The sequence below is a fragment of the Phenylobacterium sp. genome (assembly GCF_013822795.1).
Classification (GTDB): Bacteria; Pseudomonadota; Alphaproteobacteria; order Caulobacterales; family Caulobacteraceae; genus Phenylobacterium.
The window spans coordinates 67,076-90,113 of record NZ_PNLB01000011.1 but is presented as its reverse complement, the minus strand read 5'-3'; the positions used below and the strand labels follow the sequence as shown (position 1 = coordinate 90,113).

Sequence of the window (23,038 nt, the reverse complement as noted above, 5' to 3'; positions counted from 1 at the left end):
TTTATTGTAGCTCAACCGACGGTGTGCTTCGGTTTACGACAGATTAACCATCTGTCGGGGGCCGGCGCAGCCGACGCGCTCCGACATCTGTGTCTTGGAGCGATGTCATGAGGAAGGTACTCGTATCGACCGCGGCCGCCCTGGCGCTCGCGGCGTTTTCCGGCCCAGCTTCGGCCGCCCAGATCATCCTGAACAATCTTGGCGGGGTTGAAGAGGGCACTGCGGCCTACAAGGGCTTCAGCATAGCCGCAGACTTCTGGAGCAAACGGCTTACCAACAACGTGACGATCAACCTGGACGTCGGGTTCAGCGTGCTCGGACCCGGTATCCTGGGGCAGGCCGGCAGCAATACGGCGGTCGTGCCGATCGAGTTGGCGAAGGGCCAGATCCTGGCGCTTGGGGACTCGCAGCTGGACGCCATCGCCGGGGCGAACCTGCCGGTGCTCAACCCCGGGGCCTACGGCTACGGCGCGCTGGACGTGCTGACCTCGGGCTACAAGCTGCCGACTGGCGAGGGCGTCAACACCGCCACGCGCGTGCTCGACAGCGATCTGGGCGCGAACAACAGCTTCCTGAACGCCAACAGCGCGAACCTGAAGGCGCTGGGTTTCACCGGCTTCGGCGACGCGGCGGACGGCAGCATCGAGTTCAGCAACCAGTACAAGTTCGACTTCAATCCCAACGACGGGATCGCCGCCGACTCCATCGACTTCATCGGGGTCGCGGTGCACGAGATCGGCCATGCCCTAGGCTTCGTGAGCGGCGTGGACATCTACGATTTGCTGGGCTCGCCGAACGGGGGGCTGGCCAACGATCCGACCTACGCGCTGGTAAACCTCAACGACTATGCCGTGGCGTCGGTGCTTGACCTGTTCCGCTACAGCAGCGGACCGGGCGGTACGGTCTTGGACTGGTCGGTGGGCGGCAATCCGTTCTTCTCGATCGACGGTCAGAATCCCTACCAGAACGGCAACTTCTCGACCGGATCCTTCAACGGCGATGGCCGTCAGGCCTCGCACTGGAAGGACAACGCATCGGGTCTGCCGTCGCTGGGCATGATGGACCCGACGGTCGCCTATGGTCAGATGGGTAGGGTGTCGTCGCTGGACCTCGCCGCCTTCGACGCCATGGGCTGGAACATCGACTACGGCGTCCTGGGTTCGGGGCGCAGCTTCTCGACCAAGGAAATCTACCTGGCCGCGGTGCCCGAACCCTCGACCTGGGCGATGCTGATCACCGGCTTCCTGCTGACCGGCGGGGCGCTGCGCCGGCGGCGGGCGTTGGCGATCGCCTGATGCGGGCCGTGGCCGCGGCTCATTTTCGCCATGAGCCGTGGCCAGCCTCCGCGCCGGTAACAGGAGGACCCGCATGCGTCTGACCAGCCTCATCCTCGCCGCCGCCGCCCTCGCGGGCTCGACCGGCATGGCCTTGGCCGCCGAAGGCCGATTCATCCATCCGGCCGACACCAGCAAGGACGACCGGATCGATAAGACCGAATGGGTGGCCTACAAGCTGCCCGCCGACGAGTTCGCCAAGGCGGACAAGGACAAGAACGGCAAGATCGACGGGCCCGAGTTCGTCGCCTGGGACACCGCCTACAAGGCCGCTCACCAGGGCCACTAGGCCAGGACGGCTAAGAGAGGGCCTGCTCTAGATCGGCGATCAGGTCGCCGGCGTCCTCGATCCCCACCGACAGGCGGATCAGGCCGTCGGCGATGCCGATCCGGGCCCGCGTCTCGGCCGGGATCGAGGCGTGGGTCATGATCGCCGGGTGCTCGATCAGGCTCTCCACCCCGCCCAGGCTTTCGGCGAGCGTGAACAGGCGGGTGCGTTCAAGCATCCGCACCGTGCCGGCCAGGTCTCGGTCCAGCACCGCCGAAATCATGCCGCCGAACCCGCCGCTCATCTGCCGCCTGGCCATCTCGTGCTGCGGATGGCTCTCCAGCCCCGGATAGATGACCTTGGCGACGTCGGCCCGGCTCTCCAGCCAGCGGGCGATGGCCATGCCGTTCTCGCAATGGCGCTGCATGCGTAGGGCCAGGGTTTTCACGCCGCGCAGCGCCAGGAACGAGTCGAAGGGCGAGGAGACCGCGCCGACCGCGTTCTGCAGGAAGCCGACCTGGTCGGCGAGATCCTTGTTCTGGCCGACCACCAGGGCGCCGCCGACGATATCGGAGTGGCCCGAGACGTACTTGGTGGTCGAGTGCATGACCGCGTCGAAGCCGAATTCCAGCGGCCGCTGCACGTAGGGACTGGCGAAGGTGTTGTCGGCGGCGGTCAGCAGGCCGCGGCGCTTGCCGAGCTGCGCGATCGCTTCCAGGTCGGCCAGCCGCAGCAGCGGATTGGTCGGGGTTTCGACCCACAGCAGCTTGGTGTTGGGCTTGATCGCCGCCTCGATGGCGGCCAGGTCGCTCATGTCGACGAAGCTGAACTCCAGCCCCGCGGTGCGCCGACGAACCTTGTCGAACAGCCGGAACGAACCGCCGTAGAGGTCCTCGCTGGCGATGACGTGCGAGCCGGCGTCGAGGACCTCCAGGAAGGTCGAGATCGCCGCCAGGCCCGAGGCGAAGGCGTAGCCGCGCGTCCCGCTCTCCAGGTCGGCCATCGCCCGCTCGAAGGCGAAGCGGGTCGGGTTCTGGCTGCGCGAGTACTCGAAGCCCTTGTGCTCGCCCGGACTGGTCTGGGCGTAGGTCGAGGTCGCGTAGATCGGCGGCATCACCGCGCCGGTGGTCGGGTCGACCGACTGGCCGCCGTGGATCACCCGCGTGGAGAACTCCAGGCGGTTCTTTCCGGTGTTGTCTTGGGTCACGCAGCTCGCCGCAGATAGTTGATGAGGTCGATACGGGTGATCAGCCCGACGAATTCGCGGCCGTCGAGGACGATGGCCACCTGATCCTTCTCGAAGACCGGGAGCAGGGCGTCGAGTGGGGCGTCCGCCTGCAGCGTGTCCAACTTGGCGGTCATCGCGGTCGCCACGGGCTGGGAGAACCGCTTGTCGGGCTTGGAATCCTCAATCGCCTCGAGCAGGTCGCTCTCGTCGATGAGGCCGATCAGCCGCCCGTCGTCGAGCACCGGCAGTTGGCTGACGTCGGCCTGGCGCATGCGGTTGTAGGCGGTCAGCAGGGTGTCCTGCGGCCCGACCACGATGGCGCCGCCGTCGGTGGCCGAGCGCACGATCAGGTCGCGCAGGTCGCCGTGCAGGCTGCGCTCCGTCAGGCCCTGCTCGGCCAGCCAGCTGTCGTTGTAGACCTTGGACAGGTACTTGGCGCCGGTGTCGCAGACCAGGGTGACGACCCGCTGGGCTTCCGTCTGCTCGCGGCAGTAGCGCAGTGCGCCGGCCAGCAGCGTGCCTGACGAGGAGCCGCCCAGCACCCCGGCCTTGGCGAGCATCAGGCGCGCGGCGGCGATGCTCTCGGCGTCGGGAATGGAGTAGGCCCGCGAGACGAGTGAGAGGTCGCAGTTGTCGGGCACGAAGTCCTCGCCGATCCCTTCGACCACCCACGAGCCGGGCTCGATGGTCTCGCCGGTATTGACCAGCGGGGCAAGGATCGAGCCCTCCGGATCGGCCAGCACCATCTTGGTCTTCGGCGAGGCCTTGGCGAAGAAGCGGCCAAGGCCGGTCAGGGTGCCGCCCGACCCGACGCCGACGACCATGGCGTCGAGATCGCCCTCCATCTGGGCCAGGATCTCTGGGCCCGTGGTGGTCTCGTGCGCCCTCGGATTGGCCGGGTTGGCGAACTGGTTGATGTAGATGGCGCCGGGGATACCGGCGGCCAACCGCTGGGCCATGTCCTGATAGTATTCGGGGTGGCCCTTGCCGACGTCGGAACGGGTGATGCGCACGTCGACGCCCAGCGCCCGCAGGTGCTGGATCTTCTCGCGGCTCATCTTGTCGGGGACGACCAGCAGGATCTTGTAGCCCTTGAGCACGCCGACCTGGGCCAGGCCCAGGCCGGTGTTGCCGGCGGTGGCCTCGACGATCGTCCCGCCGGGCTTCAGGGAGCCATCGGCCTCGGCCGCCTCGATCATCGAGCGGGCGATGCGGTCCTTGATCGAGCCGCCGGGATTGGCGCTCTCCAGCTTGATGAACAGCCGGCAGGGGCCGGTGTCGAAGCCGACCAGCTCAAGCATCGGGGTGTCGCCGATCAGTTCGAGGGCCGAGCTGGCGGGCGGCGCGAGCTTGGGCTTGTCTGCGGTCATGAACGGCTCCTGGAGGCCTTTCAGCAGAAACGCCCGGAGGTCGATTTCCGCGCCATACCCTGAAGCATATGGGCGATTTTCCTGCATCGCCTAGATGTCGGCGGCGCGTTTGTCGCCGAAGCGCCGGGGAGGCGGCGAAAACGAACCCAGCGGGGCCGGTTGAACGCGGCGCTTCGCAGCGGCGGCCGGCGGGGCTAAAGGCGAGCCATGGCCAAGACCACGCCCGCCACCCTCGCCCTCGACAAGGCCAAGATCGCCTACGAGCTGCATACTTACGACTACGACCCCGACGCCCCACGCGTCGGGCTGCAGGCCGCCGAGAGCCTGGGCGTCAGTCCCGATCAGGTGCTCAAGACCCTGATGGCCCTGGTCGACGGCAAGCCGGTCTGTGCGGTGCTGGCGTCCGACCAGGAGGTGGCGATGAAGAAGCTGGCTGCGGCGGTGGGCGGCAAGTCGGCCCAGATGATGAAGCCGGCTGACGCCGAACGGACGACTGGCTACCGGGTCGGCGGGGTCAGTCCCTTCGGGCAGAAGCGCCAGGTCCCCGTGGTCATTGACCAGGCCGCGCTCGACCATGAGAGGGTGTTCGTCAACGGCGGCCAGCGCGGGTTGCAGGTGCGGTTGGCGCCGTCTGACCTTTTGGTCGCACTGCCAGCCAAGGTAGCGATCCTGACTTGATTGTCGTTGCGTAACGGCGCGGATAGGGCCTTAAGTTAGCGACGATAACTTTGGTCGATGGGGAGCGTGGCCTTTCGATGCGAGTCGGGCCGCCGCAGAAGTTTGTGATGAGATGGGCGTCATGACGGCGGTGAGCCTCGAGCGGCGGCGCACCTATCACGTGGGCAATGTCCGCGGACAACTTCTAGCAGCAGCGCGCGAGATCCTGCAGGAGAGCGGCCGCGCCGGCTTGTCGCTTCGCGCGATCGCCGATCGGGGCGGGGTGGCGCCCGGCACCGTCTATTATCACTACGCCGACAAGGCGGCCCTGCTGGCCGGATTGGCGGTCGACGGCTTCCGCCAGCTGTCGGAAGCCATGCGGGTCGCCTACGAGCTGCGCGGCGACGAGAGCGGGCTGCGCTCGACCGGCGGCGCCTACCTGAACTTCCTGCGTCAGAAGCCCGAGCTCTACGAGCTGATGTACGAGGCGCTGGACGCCGGCCGGCGCGAGGACGTCGCCGCGGCCGAGGCCGAGGCCTTCGCGGTGTCTCGGACTGCGATCATGGCCGACTTCGAAGACCAGCATTCCCCCGACCTGGCCGGCAAGATCGCCGAGGCGATCTGGGCTTGGGGCCGCGGCATCGCGGCGATGTCGCTGTCGCGCGGAGTCCCCGGCCAGGGGCCCGAGGGCGAGACCATGGAATCAGCCGTGCGCGGGCTGGAAGCGCTGATCATGGGGCGCTGAAGGCGCCGTAGCGTCAGCTCGCCTTCAGCGCGAGCTCGGTCCATGTATTTGAATAACCAGTATCTTTTTTCGCATTGCACATTCGTTCAGCACCGGCGGCGCGGCCCTTGCGCCACAAGGGCTGACGAAAGTTCGACGGCAGCGCTTTTCCCTCTATTCGAACGACGTTCGAGACACCCAGCCTAGCCACATTAAGCACTCGCGACGGGCGGCTAAACGCCCGCGTCTGGCTGGGAGGTAATCTATGTATCGTCCGCTGCGTCTGCGCAGTCTGTTCATCATGGGCGCGTCCATCGCGGCCATGTCCGCCGCCACTCAGGCCGCGGCCCAAGAAGCCTTCACCATCGAGGAACTGGTCGTCACCGCTGAAAAGCGTGAGCAGAGCCTGCAGGACGTGCCGGTCGCGGTTACGGCCTACACCTCGGAGAAGCGCGACCTGATGGGCGTCGCCACGGTCGAGGATCTGGCTCGCGTCACGCCGAGCGTGGCCTACACCAACAACGACCGTCTCTCGATCCGGGGCTTCGGCCGCCTGACCAACGCGATCGGCACCGATCCGTCGGTGGCGCTCTACTCGGACGGCATCTTCTCGAACTCGATGGCCGACTCTTCGACGCCGTCGCTGTTCATCGAGCGGACGGAAATCCTGCGCGGCCCGCAGGGCACTCTCTACGGCCGTAACTCGATCGGCGGCGCGCTGAACATCATCGGCAAGCGTCCGAGCGACACCTTCCAAGGCGAAGTCCGCGGCGCGGTCGGCAACTACGGCTCGTGGCGCACGGACGCCCTGCTCACCGGTCCGATCACCGAAGGCCTGCGCTTCCTGGTCGGCGGCTCGGTCGAGCGTCGCGACGAAGGCTTCATCGAGAACATCGGCCCCGGCGGCGACACCAGCGCCCTGAAGCGCTACATCGTCGAAGCCCAGATCGAAGCCGACCTTGGCGAGAACGTCACCGCCCGCCTGCGCTATACGAAGTTCGATTGGGACGACAGCTACGGCGTCGGCAACATCCACGAAGCGGTCATCAGCCCGTACGACACCCGTTCGGCGACCGGCCTCGAGAACAGCGCGCTCTACTACAACCCGACCTTCGGCTACGCGGGCGTCAATCCGTCGATCGCCGATCCCTACAAGATCGACATGGATCAGACGATGGAGGGCAAGCTCTCCGACCACAATCGTCTGCACTTCGACCTGACCTGGGATCTCGGCGGCGCGACGCTGAAGTATCTGGCCGGCTATCAGGCCTACACCTACAACACCAACGGCGACGAAGACCGCTCTTCGCGTCAGGGCCTGTTCAGCATCGCGACGACGACGCCGACCGGCGTCGCCTACACCGCCCAGAACGTTTCGCCGAACGAGCGCTTCTTCTACACCGAGAAGCAGAAGTGGTGGTCGAACGAGATCAACCTGTCGTCCAACTCGGACGGCCCGCTGCACTGGATCGTCGGTCTCTATCAGTACCACCAGGAATACTCGCAGCCGCAGGGCCTGCGCGTGCTCGGCGATCCCGCCATGCAGGCGCCGCTCAGCCTGGCGACCGGCCGTCCGGCGGATCCGAACCCGAAGGGCAACTACCTGTCCGTCGACGGCTCGCTGGAAGTGAACTCCTACGCGGCGTTCGGCCAGATCGACTACGAGTTCGCCGAGAACTGGACCCTGACCGCCGGTCTTCGCTACTCGGTCGACGAGAAGTCGGGCACCGACTACGCCCGCTACGTCTCGCGCAGCCCGACCACCACCTACCTGCTGCAGCAGTTCGGCGGCATTCCGGCCGCGATCGGCCAAGGCGTCGCTCTGGACATGACCACGTTCGTGGTCTGCGGCGGCGCGACGATCGCCTCCTGCACGGCCCTGCCGCAATACGCCAACCTGCGTGAAGCCAAGGGCGGCGGTCTGATCCGCGACCTGAAGGCCGACTACGACGCCTGGACCGGTACGCTCGGCGTCCAATGGCAGCCGGACGGCGACACCAACGCCTACGCCCGCTATAGCCGCGGTTACAAGTCGGGCGGCTGGCTCGCCTCGAACGGCCTGACCCCGGTGCCGTACGCGGACCCGGAATACGTCAACAACTACGAAGTCGGTCTGAAGAAGACCTTCGGCGGCCGCTTCCAGCTGAACTCGGCGATCTTCTACGCCGACTACCAGGGCTTCCAGGCCCCGCTGCGGGTGATCATCAGCGGCTCGACGACCGGCACCCAGTTCCTGAACCTCGACGCCCGCAACTGGGGTGTCGAACTTGAAGGCCAGTGGGCTCCGCTCGACAACCTGATGCTGTTCGCCAGCTACGCGTACATCAACGCGGAAGTGACCAACGGCTGCTGCTTCGTCGACGTCAACGACCCGACCGCCTCGAAGTCCGGCGCCAAGCCGGTCGGCGGCACGGCCGCGGCCCGCACGCAGAACCTGGAAGGCAACCGCCTGCCGATGACGCCGGAGAACAAGCTCAACCTCGGCGCCAACTACACCTTCGACTTCGACGCCGGCAGCCTGACGCTCGGCGGCACCTACACCTACACCGACGACATGCAGACCGCGGTCTTCAGCCAGGCGAACTACACCGCCCCGGCGAACGAGATCGTCGACTTCCGCGCCCTGTGGAAGGACGGCCAGGACCGCTTCACGATCATCGGTTACGTGAAGAACGCCTTCGACGAGGTGGCTTTCCAAAGCTCCACCCCGACCAGCCTGACCCCGCTCGGCGACTATCGCCGGACGGTGAAGCTGAACTTCCCGCGCACCTACGGCGTGGAATTCCAGTACCGCTTCTAAGGGCTCTCGGGCTCAAGAACGGAAAGGCGCCGCGGGAAACCGCGGCGCCTTTGTCGTTTCGAGCGTGGCCGTCGCCTTGAATCGGCGCCAATCTCGCAGCATTAGCCATGTGCCTCGCTCGCAGAACGACGGTTGGCGGGGCGCTTCGGGGGGAGTGAGCGCCATGTTGGTTCGGTTGATCGCCTTGTCCGCCGCCGCGGTCTTGGCCGCGGGCCCATCGACCGCGGCCGCCGCGGGCGGCCGCTTCGCCGCCGAGATGGAGGCCTTCGCCGCGCAGGACAAGGTCGCGCCTCCGGCGCCCTGCAAGATCGTGTTCACTGGATCCTCGACGATCCGGTTCTGGACCAGCCTTGGCCAGGACATGGCGCCGATCCCGGTGCTCAACCGCGGCTTCGGCGGGGCGGAGATCTCGGACGTCAACGCCCACTTCGACCAGGTCGTCGGCCGCTACCGGCCGCGGGCGGTGGTGTTCTACGCCGGAGAGAACGACCTCAACGTCGGGGAATCGAGGGACTCGGTGGCCGAGGACTTCGAGCGCTTCATGAAGCTGAAGAGCGAGAAGCTCGGGGCCTCGACGCCGGTCTACTTCATCTCGCTGAAGCCCTCGCAGGCCCGTGAGCGCCAGTTCCCCGACCAGAGCGCCGTCAACGCCAAGATCAAGGCGCAGATGAAGGGCCGCAAGGACTTCGTCTACATCGATGTCGTGCCGCAGATGATGGGCGCCGACGGCCACCCCAAGGACCTGTTCGTCGCCGACGGCCTGCACATGAACAGCGCCGGCTATGCGATCTGGACGAAGGCCGTGCGGCCGGTGATGGAAAAGGAAATGAAGGCGGACCGGTCTGCCTGCCGCAGTTCCGCGTCCGCCTCGGCCAAGCCCTAGCGGGTTTAGAGCGACGATCTCAGCATCCAGGCGTGCTTCTCGTGCGCGGTCAGCCGATCTGAGATCAGGCTGGCGCTGACCTCGTCGCCGGCCTTCTGGGCGGCTGGTAGGATCGCATAGAGCGTACCGATCAGGGTCTCCTGGCTGGCGATCAGGTCCTTCAGCATTTCCTCGGCGCCCTTGGAGGGATCGCCGTCCTTGATCGAGGACAGGTTGCCGAACGCGCCATAGCCCTGCGGGGCCAACTCACCCAGCGCGCGGATGCGCTCGGCGACCTCGTCGATGGCGGTCCACATTTCGGTGTACTGGGCCATGAACAGCGCGTGCAGCTGGGAGAAATTCGGGCCGCGGACGTTCCAGTGGTAGCCGTGGGTCTTCAGGTAGACGGCGTAGGTGTCGGCCAGCAGCTTGGCGAGCCCGTCGGCGACCGCCTTGCGGTCGGCGGGCGAAGGTCCGGTGTTGGTCATGGTCAACTTCCTCTCCTCAGGCTTCGGCCGAACGGACGCCCGGCGCAGTGGTTCCGATCCGCGCCCAGACCCGTTCGTGGATCGCGAAGGCCATCGTCTGGAAGACCGGTTCGATCATCCCGATGGCCAGCGCCGCCCGCCAGTCGCGGGTCAGGGCGTAGGCGACGGTGATCGCCACGATCAGGTGCATCACGCTGTAGCTCAGGGTCTTCTTGGCGGTGCGCATGAGATGTGCCTTATTGCGATTAATTCGCAATATATCGCGGTCGAGCCTTATTGGAAGGCCACATTCAATCAAAAACTCTTATCATGAGCTGCCCCCGGCTGATGACCGCAGGCGGCGCGTTTGCCTGCTGCGCCGAGGCGTGGTGTCCTGGCCGTCAGTCAGTTGGAGTACGGCATGAGCAGCGGTGACCTTGAGGTCGTGAACAACGAGGCCAAGGGCCGCTTCGAGGTGCGGCTGGGCGAAGAGGTCGCCTATGCGGAGTACCGGCTGCTGGCCACGGGAGTGCTGTTCCCGCACACCGAGGTGCCGCCAGCCTTCGAGGGGCAGGGAGTAGGCGGCAAGCTGGTCCGCACGGCGATGGAGTTCGTGCGCCAGCGGGGCGAACTGGTGATCCCGGTCTGCCCGTTCGTGTCGGCATACATCCAGCGCCATCCGGAGTATCACGACCTGGTGCACCCGGGTTATCGGGCCGCGCTCAAGATCTGACAGTCGCCTTGGGGGGAGACGCTTGAAGTCCATCGCTTACCTGGCCGCCGCCGGCGGCCTGCTGCTGGCCGCGTGCGCGCCGCCCGCCGGTCCGCCGGCCGATCCGGCCAGGCTCGCGCCCGCCGATGCGCGGCTGGCCCAGCTCTATGCCGACAGCTGCAAGGCCTGCCACGTGGTCGCCGACTCCGGCGCGCCGCTGGTGCATGACGCCAAGGCCTGGGCTCCGCGCTGGAAGCAGGGCGAGGACGTGCTGCTCGACCACGTGGTGCAGGGCTACAAGGCGATGCCGGCGCTGGGCCAGTGCGCCGCCTGCACCCCCGACGACTTCAAGGCCCTGACCCGCTTCATGGCCGGCCAGGAGGGCAAGTCGTGATCTCGCGCCGCACCGCGCTGCTGGCCGGTTCGGCCGGCGTGCTCGCCGCCGCCGGGGGCGGGGTCTATCTCGCCGCTCGCGACAAGCCCGAGCCGCCGGCTCCGCCCAGCATGGACGCCAACAAGCATCTGCTGTGGCGCAACTGGTCGGGGACCGAACACGCCTATCCGGCCGTGCGCAGCGCGCCGAAGACCGAGGCCGAGGTGGCGCAGGTGCTGAAGACCTCGGTCGCGCCAGTTCGCGTCGTCGGGGCCGGGCACTCGTTCACCGGCCTGGTGCCGACCTCCGGCACGCTGATGACCCTCGACGGCCTAGCGGGGATCGAGCGCTGGGACGGCGACCAGCCGGTGGTCCGCGCCGGCATGCGGCTGGGCGCGCTGGGCCCGGCCCTGGCCGAGCGCGGCCGGGCGATGGCCAACCTGCCCGACATCAACAAGCAGTCGCTGGGCGGCTGCCTGGGCACCGCCACCCACGGGACGGGGGCGGCGATCAAGGCGATCCATGGCGACGTCACCGCCTTGCGGCTGGCGACCGCCACGGGAGAGCTGATCGACTGCGACGCGATCCAGAACGCCGACGTCTTCAACGCCGCGCGGGTGTCGCTGGGGGCGCTCGGGGTGATCACCCAGGTCCGGCTGGCGACCAGCGCCAATCGCCGCCTGCACCGCAAGGTGTTCGTCGAGCCGTTCGAGCAGACCCTGGCCGAGGCCGAGGCGCGCTGGGCGAAGCATCGCAACTACGAGTTCTTCGCCGTCCCGTTCACCGACCTGGCGGCCAACGTCACCCATGACGAGACCGACGCCCCGGCGATCCCGCGCGGGCCGGACACCGACAGCGCCCTGCTCGAGGTGCTCAAGCAACTGCGCAACCTGACTCGGTTCTCGACCCCGCTGCGCAAGGCGGCGGCCAAGGCGCTGCTGGGCTCGGCCAAGCCGGAGGAAGCGATCGACGAGGGCTGGAAGCTGCTCTCCACCGAGCGCCCGGTGCGGTTCAACGAGATGGAGTTCCACATCCCGGTGGAGAACCATCTGACCGCGCTCAAGGAGGTGATGGCGACGATCGAGGCCAAGCGGCCGGACGTCTTCTTCCCGATCGAGGTGCGCCGCATCGCCGCCGACGACGCCTGGCTGTCGCCGTTCCAGGGCGGGCCGCGCGGCTCGATCGCCGTGCACTGCCACTACAAGGACCAGTACGACTTCCTGTTCGACCTGATCCAGCCGATCTTCCTGAAGTACGGCGGGCGGCCGCACTGGGGCAAGCTGCACAGCCTGAAGGCCCGCGAGCTGGCGTTGCTCTATCCCAACTGGAACGATTTCCTGGCGGTGCGCGCGCGGCTCGACCCGGCAGGCCGGCTGCTGAACCCCTTTCTCAAGTCGCTGCTGGGGGTTTGACCAGGGCTTGCGGCCCGCTGAGGGCGAGGGCGTGGAAGCGCTCGCCCATCAGTCGGTAGCCCTCAGTGTTGGGGTGCAGGTCATCGGGCAGCAGATGCGCGTCGGCGGCCCCGAACAGCGACAGGCCGTCGAGGTAGCCGATGTGCTGGTCGCCGGCGGCGACGCGGGCGGCCACGACGTCCTGCAGCAGCTGGCGCATCCGCACCAGGGACGGGCCGCCGCCGGGGCTGTCGTCTTCGCGGCCGGGCGAGTAGATCGGCGAGACGATCAGGATGGGCGTCGCGGGGTGCTTCTCGCGGATGATCGAGATCATTGCGTGGGCGGAGTCGAGGAACGGCCTCTCCTTGAGCTGGCCTTCGGCGTGCACGTTGATCCCCAGCTTCAGGACGATGGCGTCGGCGCGAGCGTCGCGGATGATCCGCGCGGCCTGGCCCGACAACAGGCAAGAGCCGGCCCAGCCGAGGTTCTGATGGTCGACGCCGGCCAGGCTCGCGGCCACGGCCGGCCAGCCGGCGCTGGCGCCTTCGGCCTCCAGGCAGTGGGTGATCGAGCTGCCGTGGAAGAGGACGCGAGGGCGGCCGTCGGCGACGGGCTCGGCTTGCGCGCCGTCGTCGAGGTCCAGGCTGGTGACCGACACTGTGGCCGCCTGAGGCAGCCACAGCTCTAACGTCTTTTCGCCTTCCGGCAGGCCGTCGAACGTCAGGTTAAAGGCCTCTTCGCCCACAAAGGCGCCGTTCGCCAGGTCGATGGTCGCCCCGCCCTGCGCCCAGGCGCGGTCGTAGAACTGGCCGTCGACGAACAGGTCGTAGGCTCCGCGCCGCTCGCCGCCGACCGACTGGTCGAGCAGCCGCTGGGCGCCGCTCAGGCGCAGGCTGGTCGAGGTCGTGCGCAGGCGGATGCGGCAGGCCGTGGCGCAGGAGGCGACCCAACGGTTGAAGGCGTCGTAGAAGCCGATCTCGGCGACCGGCAGGCGCAGCGGCTGCAGCGAGTCCTTGCGCCGACGCAGATCCACGTGGCCGTCCAGCAGCGGCGCGATCTCGTCTGGTCCCAGCGTCTTCATGCGCGTTCCCCCTTGTTGCATCCTGCTTAGGCTGGATGCCGGCGGGGCGGAAGCGCCGTCAGTTGCGGTTCAGCGTCATCGGCGCGTCGGGATCGGTCGGCAACGGCGCCGAGGGGCGCGGGGTGATCGGCGGCTCGGCCGGGGCCGGCGACAGCGGGGTCAGGACCAGCGGCGGCGGCGCGGGCGCAGGAGCCGGCACGTTGAGCACTGGGGCGGGCGCTTCGGCCGTCGCCGGCTTCGGCGCAGCGGCCTTGGGCGGGGCGACCTTTGGCGCCGGCGCTTTGGCGGCGGGCGTCGGCGCGGCGGTCGCGGCGGCCTTCGGAGGCGGCGACTCGGCGGCCGGCGGGCTGGCGACCGGTTCGCTCGCTGCGGGCGGGGCGGCGACGTCAGGCGCCGGGGCGGCGGGTTCGGCGCTCGCGGCGGGCGCGGTCTCGATCACAGCCGGGGCGGCAGGGGCCGCCGGCTCGTCTTCGCGCATCAGCATGAAGGCGACGGCGCCCGCGGCGGCCACGGCCACGGCGCCGCCGACGATCAGCGGCAGGGGCGAGCGCTTGGGCGCCGCCGTGGCGCGCGGCGCGGCCAGGATGAGATCGGGTTCGGGTTCCAGGGCGGGCGCCGGACGCGGCGCTGCGGCGGCAGGGGCAGGGGCAGGGGCAGGGGCAGGGGCAGGCCGCGGGGCCGACTGCGGAGGACGGGCGGTGCTGGAGCCTGCGGCGAGGGGGCCTTGCACGACCGGGCCGCGAACCAGCGGGCCCTGAGCGGCCGGCGTTCGGCCCGGCGGCTGGCCGATCGGCGTCGTGAAGGCGGGGCGGGGACCCTGGACCGGCTGCTGGCCGGCCGCCGGTTGCGCCGGGGCGCGGGGGACCAGCGAACCGCCGGCCAGGATGCCGCCCTGCGGAACGACGCTCGGCCGGGCCGTCGGGGCCTGAACCGCCGGGCGCGGGGCGGGCTGCGGCGCGGGCGCACGCGGCGGCGGAGCCACCTCGCCGGCGGCTTGGTCGCCAGGCTGGCCGGGGGGCAGCGCATAGCCGAACGGCGCCGCGCCCTTCGCCCGGCCCCAGGGGCTGGATCGGATGAACGGGTTGTCGTTCTGGTCGCGCTCGGACATCTGGCTCTCCCGCGCCTCCGCGGCGCGCGCGCCAATTTAGCTCGGACTTCGACAGATGTGGGGCGGGAATTCGCTCAGCGTTGCGCCGTGCGGATCGGCCGCACGGAGTCGGTCGCGCAACCCGCCGGCTCCAGCATGCCGTGTTGGGCCAGGCAGTAGATGTCCTCGTAGTAGGGGCCGGCGGCCGCCAGGCATTGGTAGAGGTTGAGCTTGGCGACCCGTACGCACATGCCGCTGCGCGGCTCGCTCATCAGCGCCCCGGCGCGGCCGCTCTCGCCCAGCACGGTCAGCGCCGCGACCGCGAGCCCGCGCGAGACCATCGGACTGGGCGGTCCGCCGCGTTTGCCGCCTTGGGCGAGGGTCGAATAGAGCTGGGCCTGGTCGCCGCCGGCCGGCCGGTAGCCGGCGCTGGAGATCTGCTTGACCCGGGTCAGCCGCGCCTTGGCGTCGGGCACGAACACCTTGGCCCAGGCCTGGCGCTGGACGTCGTAGGAGGCCTTCTTGACGCGCTTGCCGCTGGCTTCCAGGGCCTCGCCTTGCCGATAGAGCGCGGCCGCGGCGCGAGCGGCGCCGGCGTCGGCGCCGGGCAGCGTCGCGGCGAGGTCGGGCCGTGCGGTGAGCCGGGCCGCCAGCCCCTTGCCCGATTTGTCCTGGGCGGCCTTGCGCACTCCGGCCACGAACTTCGGCTCCTGCAGCGCGGCGAGCGCCGCATAGGCGACCATGCCGGCTTCGAGCTGCTTGGGCTCGTAGCCCGAGCCGATGCGCAGGCCCTCGGCCACCGCGGCCGGACCCGCGAACGTCGCGTCGATGCCGCGGGCGTTGCGCATGAAGCTCTCGAAGGCTGCGGCCTGGCTTTCAAGCCGCCGGTCGGCCTGGGCGCTCACCGGCCCGCCGCCGCCGCCCTTGGACACAGGCGTGCTGGCGCACGCGGCCAGCACCAGCAGCGTCGCGGCGGCCGCCAGGCCGCGCTTGAATCCCTTGTCCATATCGGACCCCTCCCAAACCAAAGAGGCCCACCCCGTGGGGCACACTCCACGCGCGCATGGTTGAAGAACGGTTGCCGAGCTTGGCTATCGACCTGCGTCCAGACGCCGCGGGCGCGCCTGGACTTGAGGGGAGGTCCGGCGCAGGCTTGCGAAAACCAACTGGGAGCAGCGCCATGTCCGAGACCCTCGCAGCCGATCTGTCGGAGGCCTCGGCCGGCACGCTCGTCGCGGCGCTGGCCGCCGGCCGGGCCAGCGCGCTGGAGCTTTGCGAGGCGGCGATCGCCCGGATCGAGGCGCGCGACGGCCCGATCAACGCCGTGGTGGTTCGCGATTTCGACCGCGCCCGGACCGCCGCCCGCGCCGCCGACGCGGCGCTGGCCCGCGGCGAGCGAGGCCCGCTGCTGGGCGTGCCGATGACGGTCAAGGAATCCCACAACGTCGCCGGACTGCCGACCACCTGGGGCTTCGAGACGGCCAAGGGCTGGATCGCGCCCGAGGACTCTCTGGGGGTCGCGCGGCTAAAGGCGGCCGGGGCGGTGATCCTCGGCAAGACCAACATCCCAGTCAGCCTGGCCGACTGGCAGAGCGTCAATCCGGTCTATGGGCGGACCTGCAATCCCTGGAACCTGGAGCGCACGGCCGGCGGGTCGTCCGGCGGCGCCGCCGCCGCGGTGGCCGCTGGAATGGTCCCGCTGGAGATGGGCACGGATATCGGCGGCTCGATCCGCGTGCCCGCCGCCTTCTGCGGCGTTTACGGGCACAAGCCGAGCTACGGGATCGTTCCGCAGCGCGGTCACGCGCCGCCAGGCTTGGACGGCCTCGACGTGCCGCTGGCTGTGGTCGGACCGCTGGCGCGCACGGCCGCGGACCTGGAGCGGGCGCTCGACGTGCTGGCCGGGCCGATGGACGAGGAGGCGGTCGGCTTTCGCCTCGCCCTGCCGCCGGCGCGGCACGGACGGCTGGGCGACTACCGAGTGCTGGTGCTCGACGCCCATCCGGCCGCAGCCACAGACGCGGCGCTCGTCGCGGCGCTGGGCGAACTGGCCGGCAAGCTGGAACGGGCAGGGGCGGCGGTCGCGCGGAGCAGCGATCTGCTGCCGGACCTCGCCCAGGGCCACGAAATCTATCGCGGCCTGCTGACCACGGCGATGTCGCGGGGCGGCCCGCCCCAGGGGCAGCCGATGAGCGCGCACGACTGGATGAACCTGCAGGATGCGCAGCTGGTCGTCCGGCGGGCCTGGGGGCGGCTGTTCGAGGCCTTCGACGTGGTGCTGGCGCCGGCGCACGGTTCGCTGGCCTATCCGCACGACGACCGCGATCCGGGCGCCCGGACCTTGATGCTGAACGGCGTGGCGACCCCCTATTTCGACCAGCTGGCCTGGCCGGGGATCGCTACGCTGGCGCATCTGCCGGCCACCGCCGCGCCGGTGGGCGTCAGCGCGGACGGCCTGCCGATCGGCGTGCAGATCATCGGCCCATACCTTGAGGACCGCACGCCGATCGCGTTCGCCGGCCTGCTGGAGCAGGCCTTCGACGGCTATCGCGCGCCGCCCGGCTAAGAGGACAGCATGTCGCCGAGGCTGGGGCCGTCGGCCGGCGGCGTGAACAGCAGCTTGTCGATGCGGCGATCGTCCATGTCGATGACTTCGACCCGGAAGCCGGCGATCTCGAACACGTCGCCTTCGCTGGGCAGGCGGCCGATCTCATGCAGCACCAGGCCGGCGGCGGTATGGAACTGACTGGTTTCGGCGAAATCGGCGCCCAGCGCCTTGGCCAGGTCATCGACCTCGGCCCGGCCATCGACCAGGAAGCTGCCGTCCTCGCGCTTGAGGATGGCGTCGGGCGTGGCCGCGTCGTGCTCCTCGTGGAAGTCGCCGGCGATCATCTCCAGCAGGTCGGTCGGGGTGACGACGCCTTCCAGGGCGCCGAACTCGTCGACCACCAGGGCCATGTGCAGCGGGGTCTGCTTGAGCAGCTCCAGCGCACGCAGGAGCGAAGTCGTCTCGACCAGATAGATCGGGGTGGCCATCAACGCCTGGATGTCCGGCTTCTTGCCGTCGAGAATGGCGTCGAGGACGTCCTTCTTGTGGATCACGCCGACCGGCTCTTCGACGTCGGCGCCTTCGGTCACGACAATGCGCGAATAGGGACAGGCGCGGATGTCGGCCAGCTGCTGGTCGGAGGTGTCGGACAGCGAGATCCAGTAGATGTCGCGGCGCGGGGTCATCGCCACGCGCACCTGACGGTCGCCAAGGCGCAGCACCTCGCCGATCATCGCCTGTTCCTCAGGTTCGATCAGGCCGGCGTTGGTGCCTTCGGCCAGGACGGTCTCGACCTCCTCGTGGGTGATCTGCTCGCCCTTCTCGTCGCGGATGCCGAGCAGGCGCAGGACGCCGACGGTGGAGGCGGTCAGCAGGGTGACGAACGGGCCCATCAGCTTGGCCAGCAACGACAGCGGGCGCGCCACCAGCGAGGCGATGGTCTCGGGGAACACCATGGCGAAGCGCTTGGGCACCAGCTCGCCGACGATCAGCGACAGATAGGTGATGACCACGACGACGATCGCGGTGGAGATCAGCTCCGAATAGTCGTGCAGCGCCGGGATCGTCTCGAGCATGTGGTCGAGCTCGGCGGCGATGGTCGCCTGGCCGTAGGCGCCCGAGAGGATGCCGATCAGGGTGATGCCGACCTGCACGGCGGCGAGGAAGCGCGTGGGGTTTTCCGAGAGCCTGAGGGCTGCGGCGGCCCCCTTGTCCCCGCGCTCGGCGCGGGCTTGCAGTTTAGCTCGTCGGGAAGAAACGACCGCCAGTTCGGACATGGCGAAGAGGCCGTTCAGCACCAACAGGAGGAGCACGACGGCCGAGGCGAAGAGGAGCATTTAAGGGTTGGGTCCAGGCGAGGCTCTCTGGGAGCCCCGGCCCACCCTACCTTGAATAGGCGCTCAGCGCGATCTTCCCGCCACGGGATGGCGCCTGGGCGGGGCCAAGGTCAGTTTGTGATCAGGCCGCCAGGGCGACCTGCCGCCGGCGGCGCACGGCCGAGCCGATGAGGCCGAAGCCGATGATCATCATCGCCCAGGTGGCGGGCTCGGGCACGGCGGAGCCGATGGTCAGGCCGCCGTTGTAGCCGTTGAGGTGCACCTGGCCGCGCTGGTCCAGCTTGCCGACCACGACCGAGCCTTCGAGGTGATTGTTGTTGGTGGCGTAGGCGCCGGTGGCCAGAACCGTGCCGTAGAAAGCGGTCTGGAAGTTCAGGTTCACAGTCGGCTTGGCCGGGTTGTAGGCCAGCTCGTGGAAGTTCCAGATCACCGTCTGGCCGAGGTTCGACGAGGAGTTGATGAAGTTCTTCGCCAGGGTGGCCGACGTGCCGCCGACATTGACGATGATGGTCTCGAAGCCGCCGGTCAGGAACTGCAGCTGGCCCGCGGTCTTGAAGACGTCGGCGTTGTCGAAGCTGAACACCGCGATCTTGCCGGTCGAGGTCGGCTCGAACTTCATCAGATTGTTCTGCGGGAAGGTCACCGCGTCGGTCGGGGTCAGACCGGCCAGATAGGCCGAGAGGTCCTTCACGCCCATGGCGTAGTCGCTGGCCTGGACCTGCAGCCCGGCCGCCAGGCCCGGCAGGCCCTGGTTGGTCTTCACGGTCGCGCCGTTGGCGTTCACGCCGGAGGCCGCGCCGCCGATGGTGATGTTGCTGCCCTTGCTGCCGTTGATGCCGCTGGCCGAGCCGCCGATGGTGATGTCCTGGGGGGCCGAACCGTTCAGGTTCCAGCCGCCGGAAACGCTGCCGCCGACCAGGGCGCCCGAACCGTTGTGCAGGTTCTTCGAGCCGCTCGACGAGCCGACCACGGTCAGGCCCGGCGCGTTGGTCGCCGAGGGCGGCGGGGTCTTGCCGCCGTACTTGTAGTAGTCCGAGCCGCCCGAGAGATTGCCGCCGACGAAGGTCCGGCCCTCGACGCTGGACGTCGAGCTGAGGTCGCTCAACACATAGAGGTTGTACTCGCGCAGCACTTGCAGGCCGACGTTGGAGTCGGCGGCGGCGGGCGTGGCCACGGCCGCGGCGGCGAGGAGCGGAAGGGCGAGCTTGCGGAACTGCGTGATCACGGGGCGTGTACCGAACTGGGATGTTGCGCTGCGACTTAGTCGATCTGAATGCTGCATTGCAACAATCGCGCCATCACGAGTTGTGTCAAACCGGGCGCGGCGTTCACGAAAAAGGGCCGCCCTCGCGGACGGCCCTTCTCGGTAGTTGATGCCTCCCAGAAGACCTCTAGGAAGCGTGGCTTTCCGCCCTCTTAGAAGATTTCGAAGAGGCCGGCCGCGCCCATGCCGCCGCCGACGCACATGGTGACGACGCCCCACTTGGCGCCGCGACGCTTGCCTTCGTGCAGGATGTGGCCGGTGCAGCGGGCGCCGGTCATGCCGTAGGGGTGGCCGATCGAGATCGAGCCGCCCGAGACGTTGAGCTTCTCGTTCGGGATGCCCAGCTTGTCACGGCAGTAAAGGACCTGGCTGGCGAAGGCTTCGTTCAGCTCCCACAGGTCGATGTCGTCGACGGTCAGGCCATTGCGCTCCAGCAGCTTCGGGATCGCGAAGACCGGGCCGATGCCCATTTCTTCCGGGCCGCAGCCGGCCACGGCCATGCCGCGATAGGCGCCGAGCGGGGTCAGGCCGCGCTTTTCGGCTTCCTTGCGTTCCATCATCAGCACGGCGGCCGAGCCGTCCGACAGCTGGCTGGCGTTACCGGCGGTGATGAACTTGCCCTCGGGAGCGAAGCGGCCGCCCTTGAACACCGGCTGCAGCTTCTGCAGGTCGGCGAGGGTGGTCTGCGGGCGGTTGCCCTCGTCCATGCCGATGGTGATTTCCTTGTCGGCGGTCTCGCCGGTTTCCTTGTTCACCAGCACCTTCATGATCGTCGTCATCGGCGCGATCTCGGCGGTGAAGCGGCCTTCCGACTGGGCCTGGGCGGTGCGCTGCTGCGATTGCAGAGCGTATTCGTCCTGGGCCTCGCGGCTGACGCCGTAGCGCTCGGCGACGACTTCAGCGGTCTCGATCATCGAGGTCGCCAGCGCCGGCACGTGTTGGCCGAGCCAGGGGTCGCCGGCCATGAAGCGGTTCATCTTGTCGTTCTGGACGAGCGAGATCGACTCAACGCCGCCGCCGATGGCGACCGGGGCGCCGTCGTTGATGATGTACTTGGCGGCGGTGGCGATCGCCATCAGGCCCGACGAGCACTGGCGGTCCAGGGTCATGCCCGAGACGGTGACCGGCAGGCCGGCGCGCAGGGCGGCCTGGCGGGCGATGTTGTTGCCGGTGGTGCCTTGCTCCAGCGCGCAGCCGAAGACCACGTCGTCGATCTCGGCCGGATCGATGCCCGCGCGCTCGACGACGGCGGCGATCGAATGGCCGGCGAGGGTCGCGCCGTAGGTGTTGTTGAACGCGCCGCGATAGGCCTTGCCGATCGGGGTGCGGGCGGTGGAGACGATGACGGCTTCACGCATTGGAGTGCATCCTAACGAGTTGGGAGGGTAGTCCTGCGCACCCCCGGCGCGGACGCCGGGGGCGGTCTTGGGTGGTCGGTCGCCTTAGAGGTCGGCGAACTTCTTGTTTTCAGCGACAAGCTTTTCCAGGAGCGCGGCCGGCTTGAACTGGTCGCCCATGGTGGCTTGGAATTCCTTCATCTTGGCGAGCACCTTGGCCGGACCGACCTGGTCGCCGTAGTGCATCGGGCCGCCGCGATAGACCGGCCAGCCGTAGCCGTTCTGCCAGACCACATCGACGTCCGAAGCGCGGATGGCCTTGCCCTCTTCGAGGATCTTCACGCCCTCGTTGATCATCGGGAAGATGCAGCGCTCGAGGATCTCCTCGTCGCTGATCTTGCGCGGGTTGGCGCCCGACTTGACGATGAAGTCGTTGATCACCTTCTCGGTGAAGGGGCTCGGCTTGGCGACGCGGTTCTCGTCGTAATCATAGTAGCCGGCGCCGGTCTTCTGGCCGCGGCGATCGGCTTCGCAGAGCACGTCGCGGATGCTTTCGCCCTTCGACTTTTCCTTCACCCAGCCGATGTCGAGGCCGGCCAGGTCGCTCATCGCGAACGGACCCATCGGGAAGCCGAAGTCGTAGAGCACGCGGTCGATGTCCCAGGGCATCGCCCCTTCCATGACCAGCTTCTGGGCCTCGCGCTGGCGCGCGCCCAGGATGCGGTTGCCGACGAAGCCGGGGCAGACGCCGACCAGCACGGCGACCTTGCCGATCTGCTTGGCCAGCTTCATCGAGGTGGCGATCACCTCGTTGGAGGTGTGATCGGCGCGGACGATTTCCAGCAGCTTCATCACGTTGGCCGGCGAGAAGAAGTGCAGGCCGATGACGCTTTCCGGACGCTTGGTGACCGAGGCGATCTCGTCGATGTCCAGGCCCGAGGTGTTGGTGGCCAGGATCGCGCCCGGCTTACAGATGACGTCGAGCTTGGTGAAGATGTCCTTCTTGATGTCCATGCGCTCGAAGACGGCTTCGATCACCAGATCGACGTCGGCGAACGAGTCTTCCATCGACAGCGAGCCGCTGATCAGGCCCACGCGCTGCTCGACTTGCTCAGCGGTGATCCCGCCGCGGGCGGCGGTGCGCTCGTAGTTCTTGCGGATGGTGGCCAGGCCGCGGTCCAGCGGCTCTTGCTTCTGCTCGACGATCACCACCGGGATGCCGGCGTTGGCGAAGTTCATCGCGATGCCGCCGCCCATGGTGCCGGCGCCGATGATGCCGACCTTCTTGATCGGGATCAGGGCGGTGTCTTCCGGCACGTCCGGGATCTTCTGGGCGGTGCGCTCGGCGAAGAACGAATAGCGCTGGGCCGCCGATTGCGGGCCGGTCATCAGCTCGCCGAACAGCTTGCGCTCGACGGCGAGGCCCTCGTCGAAGGGCAGGTTCACCGCCGCTTCGATGGTGCGGATGTTGTATTCCGGGGCCAGGAAGCCGCGGAACTTGCGGGCGTTGGCCTTGCGGAAGTCGGCGAAGATCTCGGGCTTGCCGCGGGCCGCCTCGACCTTTTCGTTCTGGTCGCGGATCTTGCGCAGCGGCTTGCCTTCGGCGACCACCTTCTTGGCGAAGGCGATGGCGCCTTCCTTCAGCTTGCCTTCTTCGACCAGCTCGTCGGCCAGGCCGCCGGCCAGGGCTTCCTTGGAGCCGACGTGACGACCCGAGGTCATCATTTCCAGGGCGCGCTCAGGGCCGACCACGCGCGGCAGGCGCTGGGTGCCGCCGGCGCCCGGCAGCAGGCCGAGGTTCACTTCCGGCAGGCCGAACTTGGCCGACGGAACGGCGACGCGGTAGTGGGCGCACAGCGCCACTTCGAGACCGCCGCCCAGCACGGTGCCGTGGATCGCGGCGATCACCGGCTTGGGCGAGTTCTCCATCATGTCCTGGACGTCGGTCAGGCTGGGCCCGGCCATCGCGCCGCCGAACTCGGTGATGTCGGCGCCGGCGATGAAGGTGCGGCCTTCGCAGATCAGCACGATCGACTTGGCGGCGTCGTTGGCGATCGCGGCCTTGAAGCCTTCGAACAGTCCCTCGCGGACCTTGGCCGACAGGGCGTTGACCGGCGGGGAGTTAAGCGTGATCACCGCGACGTCGCCGTCGAGCGTGAGGTCGGTCACCGAATTGATCTCGGCCATGTGGCGCATCC

Annotated in this window: 21 protein-coding genes; 10 read left to right on the top strand and 11 right to left on the bottom strand. The window is 68.5% G+C overall.

Annotated features, from left to right (window positions below):
• Positions 1-107 precede the first annotated feature (107 nt).
• Both C0481_RS11535 and C0481_RS11530 read left to right on the top strand, forming a co-directional pair.
• Entirely contained in the window at positions 108-1,295 is a 1,188-nt protein-coding gene (locus C0481_RS11535) for an NF038122 family metalloprotease (RefSeq protein WP_293403794.1), read from the top strand.
• Positions 1,296-1,368: 73 nt separating this feature from the next.
• The gene (locus C0481_RS11530; protein WP_293403792.1) at positions 1,369-1,623 is read left to right on the top strand and encodes a hypothetical protein; all 255 of its coding nucleotides are present in this window, start codon (positions 1,369-1,371) and stop codon (positions 1,621-1,623) included.
• A 10-nt stretch (positions 1,624-1,633) separates the two neighbouring features.
• On the opposite strand, the gene C0481_RS11525 is transcribed toward C0481_RS11530, so the two are convergent.
• Together C0481_RS11525 and C0481_RS11520 are read right to left on the bottom strand one after the other, a co-directional pair.
• The gene (locus C0481_RS11525; RefSeq protein ID WP_293403790.1) at positions 1,634-2,809 is read right to left on the bottom strand and encodes a cystathionine gamma-synthase; all 1,176 of its coding nucleotides are present in this window, start codon (positions 2,807-2,809) and stop codon (positions 1,634-1,636) included.
• Complete coding sequence (locus C0481_RS11520) at positions 2,806-4,200, bottom strand: cystathionine beta-synthase (protein ID WP_293403788.1); 1,395 nt, start codon at positions 4,198-4,200, stop codon at positions 2,806-2,808. The genes C0481_RS11525 and C0481_RS11520 overlap by 4 nt, the downstream gene beginning before the upstream one ends.
• Before the next feature lie 207 nt (positions 4,201-4,407).
• Between C0481_RS11520 and ybaK the strand changes: the two genes are divergently transcribed.
• The 4 genes from ybaK (at position 4,408) to C0481_RS11500 (ending at position 9,264) form a co-directional block, all read left to right on the top strand.
• Complete coding sequence (gene ybaK, locus C0481_RS11515; RefSeq protein ID WP_293403786.1) at positions 4,408-4,878, top strand: Cys-tRNA(Pro) deacylase; 471 nt, start codon at positions 4,408-4,410, stop codon at positions 4,876-4,878.
• A 121-nt stretch (positions 4,879-4,999) separates the two neighbouring features.
• Positions 5,000-5,602 carry a TetR/AcrR family transcriptional regulator gene (locus C0481_RS11510; protein ID WP_293403784.1) on the top strand — a complete coding sequence of 201 codons (603 nt, stop codon included), beginning with the start codon at positions 5,000-5,002 and terminating at the stop codon, positions 5,600-5,602.
• Positions 5,603-5,846: 244 nt separating this feature from the next.
• Positions 5,847-8,381, top strand: a complete 2,535-nt coding sequence (locus C0481_RS11505; RefSeq protein ID WP_293403782.1) for a TonB-dependent receptor — start codon at positions 5,847-5,849, stop codon at positions 8,379-8,381.
• A 163-nt stretch (positions 8,382-8,544) separates the two neighbouring features.
• Positions 8,545-9,264, top strand: a complete 720-nt coding sequence (locus tag C0481_RS11500; protein ID WP_293403780.1) for a GDSL-type esterase/lipase family protein — start codon at positions 8,545-8,547, stop codon at positions 9,262-9,264.
• 5 nt (positions 9,265-9,269) lie between these two features.
• Here C0481_RS11500 and C0481_RS11495 read toward each other — a convergent pair whose 3' ends face one another.
• Both C0481_RS11495 and C0481_RS11490 read right to left on the bottom strand, forming a co-directional pair.
• On the bottom strand, positions 9,270-9,731 hold the full coding sequence (locus tag C0481_RS11495) for a Dps family protein (protein ID WP_293403896.1): 462 nt from the start codon (positions 9,729-9,731) through the stop codon (positions 9,270-9,272).
• Between the two features lie 16 nt (positions 9,732-9,747).
• Positions 9,748-9,957 (bottom strand): DUF2061 domain-containing protein, encoded by a 210-nt coding sequence (locus tag C0481_RS11490; protein WP_293403778.1) that lies wholly within the window; start codon positions 9,955-9,957, stop codon positions 9,748-9,750.
• Between the two features lie 174 nt (positions 9,958-10,131).
• On the opposite strand from C0481_RS11490, the gene C0481_RS11485 reads away from it, so the two are divergent.
• Genes C0481_RS11485 through C0481_RS11475 form a run of 3 tightly spaced genes read left to right on the top strand, consistent with a single transcriptional unit; the run spans position 10,132 to position 12,207 of the window.
• Positions 10,132-10,443, top strand: coding sequence for a GNAT family N-acetyltransferase (locus C0481_RS11485; protein WP_293403776.1), 312 nt, complete (start codon positions 10,132-10,134; stop codon positions 10,441-10,443).
• Between the two features lie 22 nt (positions 10,444-10,465).
• Positions 10,466-10,816 (top strand): c-type cytochrome, encoded by a 351-nt coding sequence (locus C0481_RS11480; protein WP_293403774.1) that lies wholly within the window; start codon positions 10,466-10,468, stop codon positions 10,814-10,816.
• Entirely contained in the window at positions 10,813-12,207 is a 1,395-nt protein-coding gene (locus C0481_RS11475; protein WP_293403772.1) for a D-arabinono-1,4-lactone oxidase, read from the top strand. Before C0481_RS11480 ends, C0481_RS11475 begins: the two co-directional genes overlap by 4 nt.
• Here C0481_RS11475 and C0481_RS11470 read toward each other — a convergent pair.
• From C0481_RS11470 to C0481_RS11460, 3 genes are all read right to left on the bottom strand, one after another.
• Positions 12,185-13,267, bottom strand: coding sequence for a GDSL-type esterase/lipase family protein (locus C0481_RS11470; protein ID WP_293403770.1), 1,083 nt, complete (start codon positions 13,265-13,267; stop codon positions 12,185-12,187). The genes C0481_RS11475 and C0481_RS11470 overlap by 23 nt on opposite strands.
• 58 nt (positions 13,268-13,325) lie before the next feature.
• Positions 13,326-14,375 (bottom strand): hypothetical protein, encoded by a 1,050-nt coding sequence (locus C0481_RS11465; protein ID WP_293403768.1) that lies wholly within the window; start codon positions 14,373-14,375, stop codon positions 13,326-13,328.
• Between the two features lie 74 nt (positions 14,376-14,449).
• On the bottom strand, positions 14,450-15,361 hold the full coding sequence (locus C0481_RS11460; protein ID WP_293403766.1) for a hypothetical protein: 912 nt from the start codon (positions 15,359-15,361) through the stop codon (positions 14,450-14,452).
• 173 nt (positions 15,362-15,534) lie between these two features.
• Between C0481_RS11460 and C0481_RS11455 the strand changes: the two genes are divergently transcribed.
• Positions 15,535-16,920 carry an amidase family protein gene (locus C0481_RS11455; protein WP_293403764.1) on the top strand — a complete coding sequence of 462 codons (1,386 nt, stop codon included), beginning with the start codon at positions 15,535-15,537 and terminating at the stop codon, positions 16,918-16,920.
• Here C0481_RS11455 and C0481_RS11450 read toward each other — a convergent pair.
• From C0481_RS11450 to C0481_RS11435, 4 genes are all read right to left on the bottom strand, one after another.
• A complete protein-coding gene (locus tag C0481_RS11450; RefSeq protein ID WP_293403762.1) occupies positions 16,917-18,239 on the bottom strand; it encodes a hemolysin family protein in 1,323 nt (440 codons plus the stop codon). The two genes, C0481_RS11455 and C0481_RS11450, sit on opposite strands and share 4 nt — an antisense overlap.
• Before the next feature lie 121 nt (positions 18,240-18,360).
• A complete protein-coding gene (locus C0481_RS11445) occupies positions 18,361-19,464 on the bottom strand; it encodes a collagen-binding domain-containing protein (protein ID WP_293403760.1) in 1,104 nt (367 codons plus the stop codon).
• 191 nt (positions 19,465-19,655) lie between these two features.
• Positions 19,656-20,861 carry an acetyl-CoA C-acyltransferase gene (locus C0481_RS11440; RefSeq protein WP_293403758.1) on the bottom strand — a complete coding sequence of 402 codons (1,206 nt, stop codon included), beginning with the start codon at positions 20,859-20,861 and terminating at the stop codon, positions 19,656-19,658.
• Positions 20,862-20,945: 84 nt separating this feature from the next.
• Positions 20,946-23,027 carry a 3-hydroxyacyl-CoA dehydrogenase NAD-binding domain-containing protein gene (locus C0481_RS11435; RefSeq protein WP_293403756.1) on the bottom strand — a complete coding sequence of 694 codons (2,082 nt, stop codon included), beginning with the start codon at positions 23,025-23,027 and terminating at the stop codon, positions 20,946-20,948.
• Positions 23,028-23,038 lie beyond the last annotated feature (11 nt).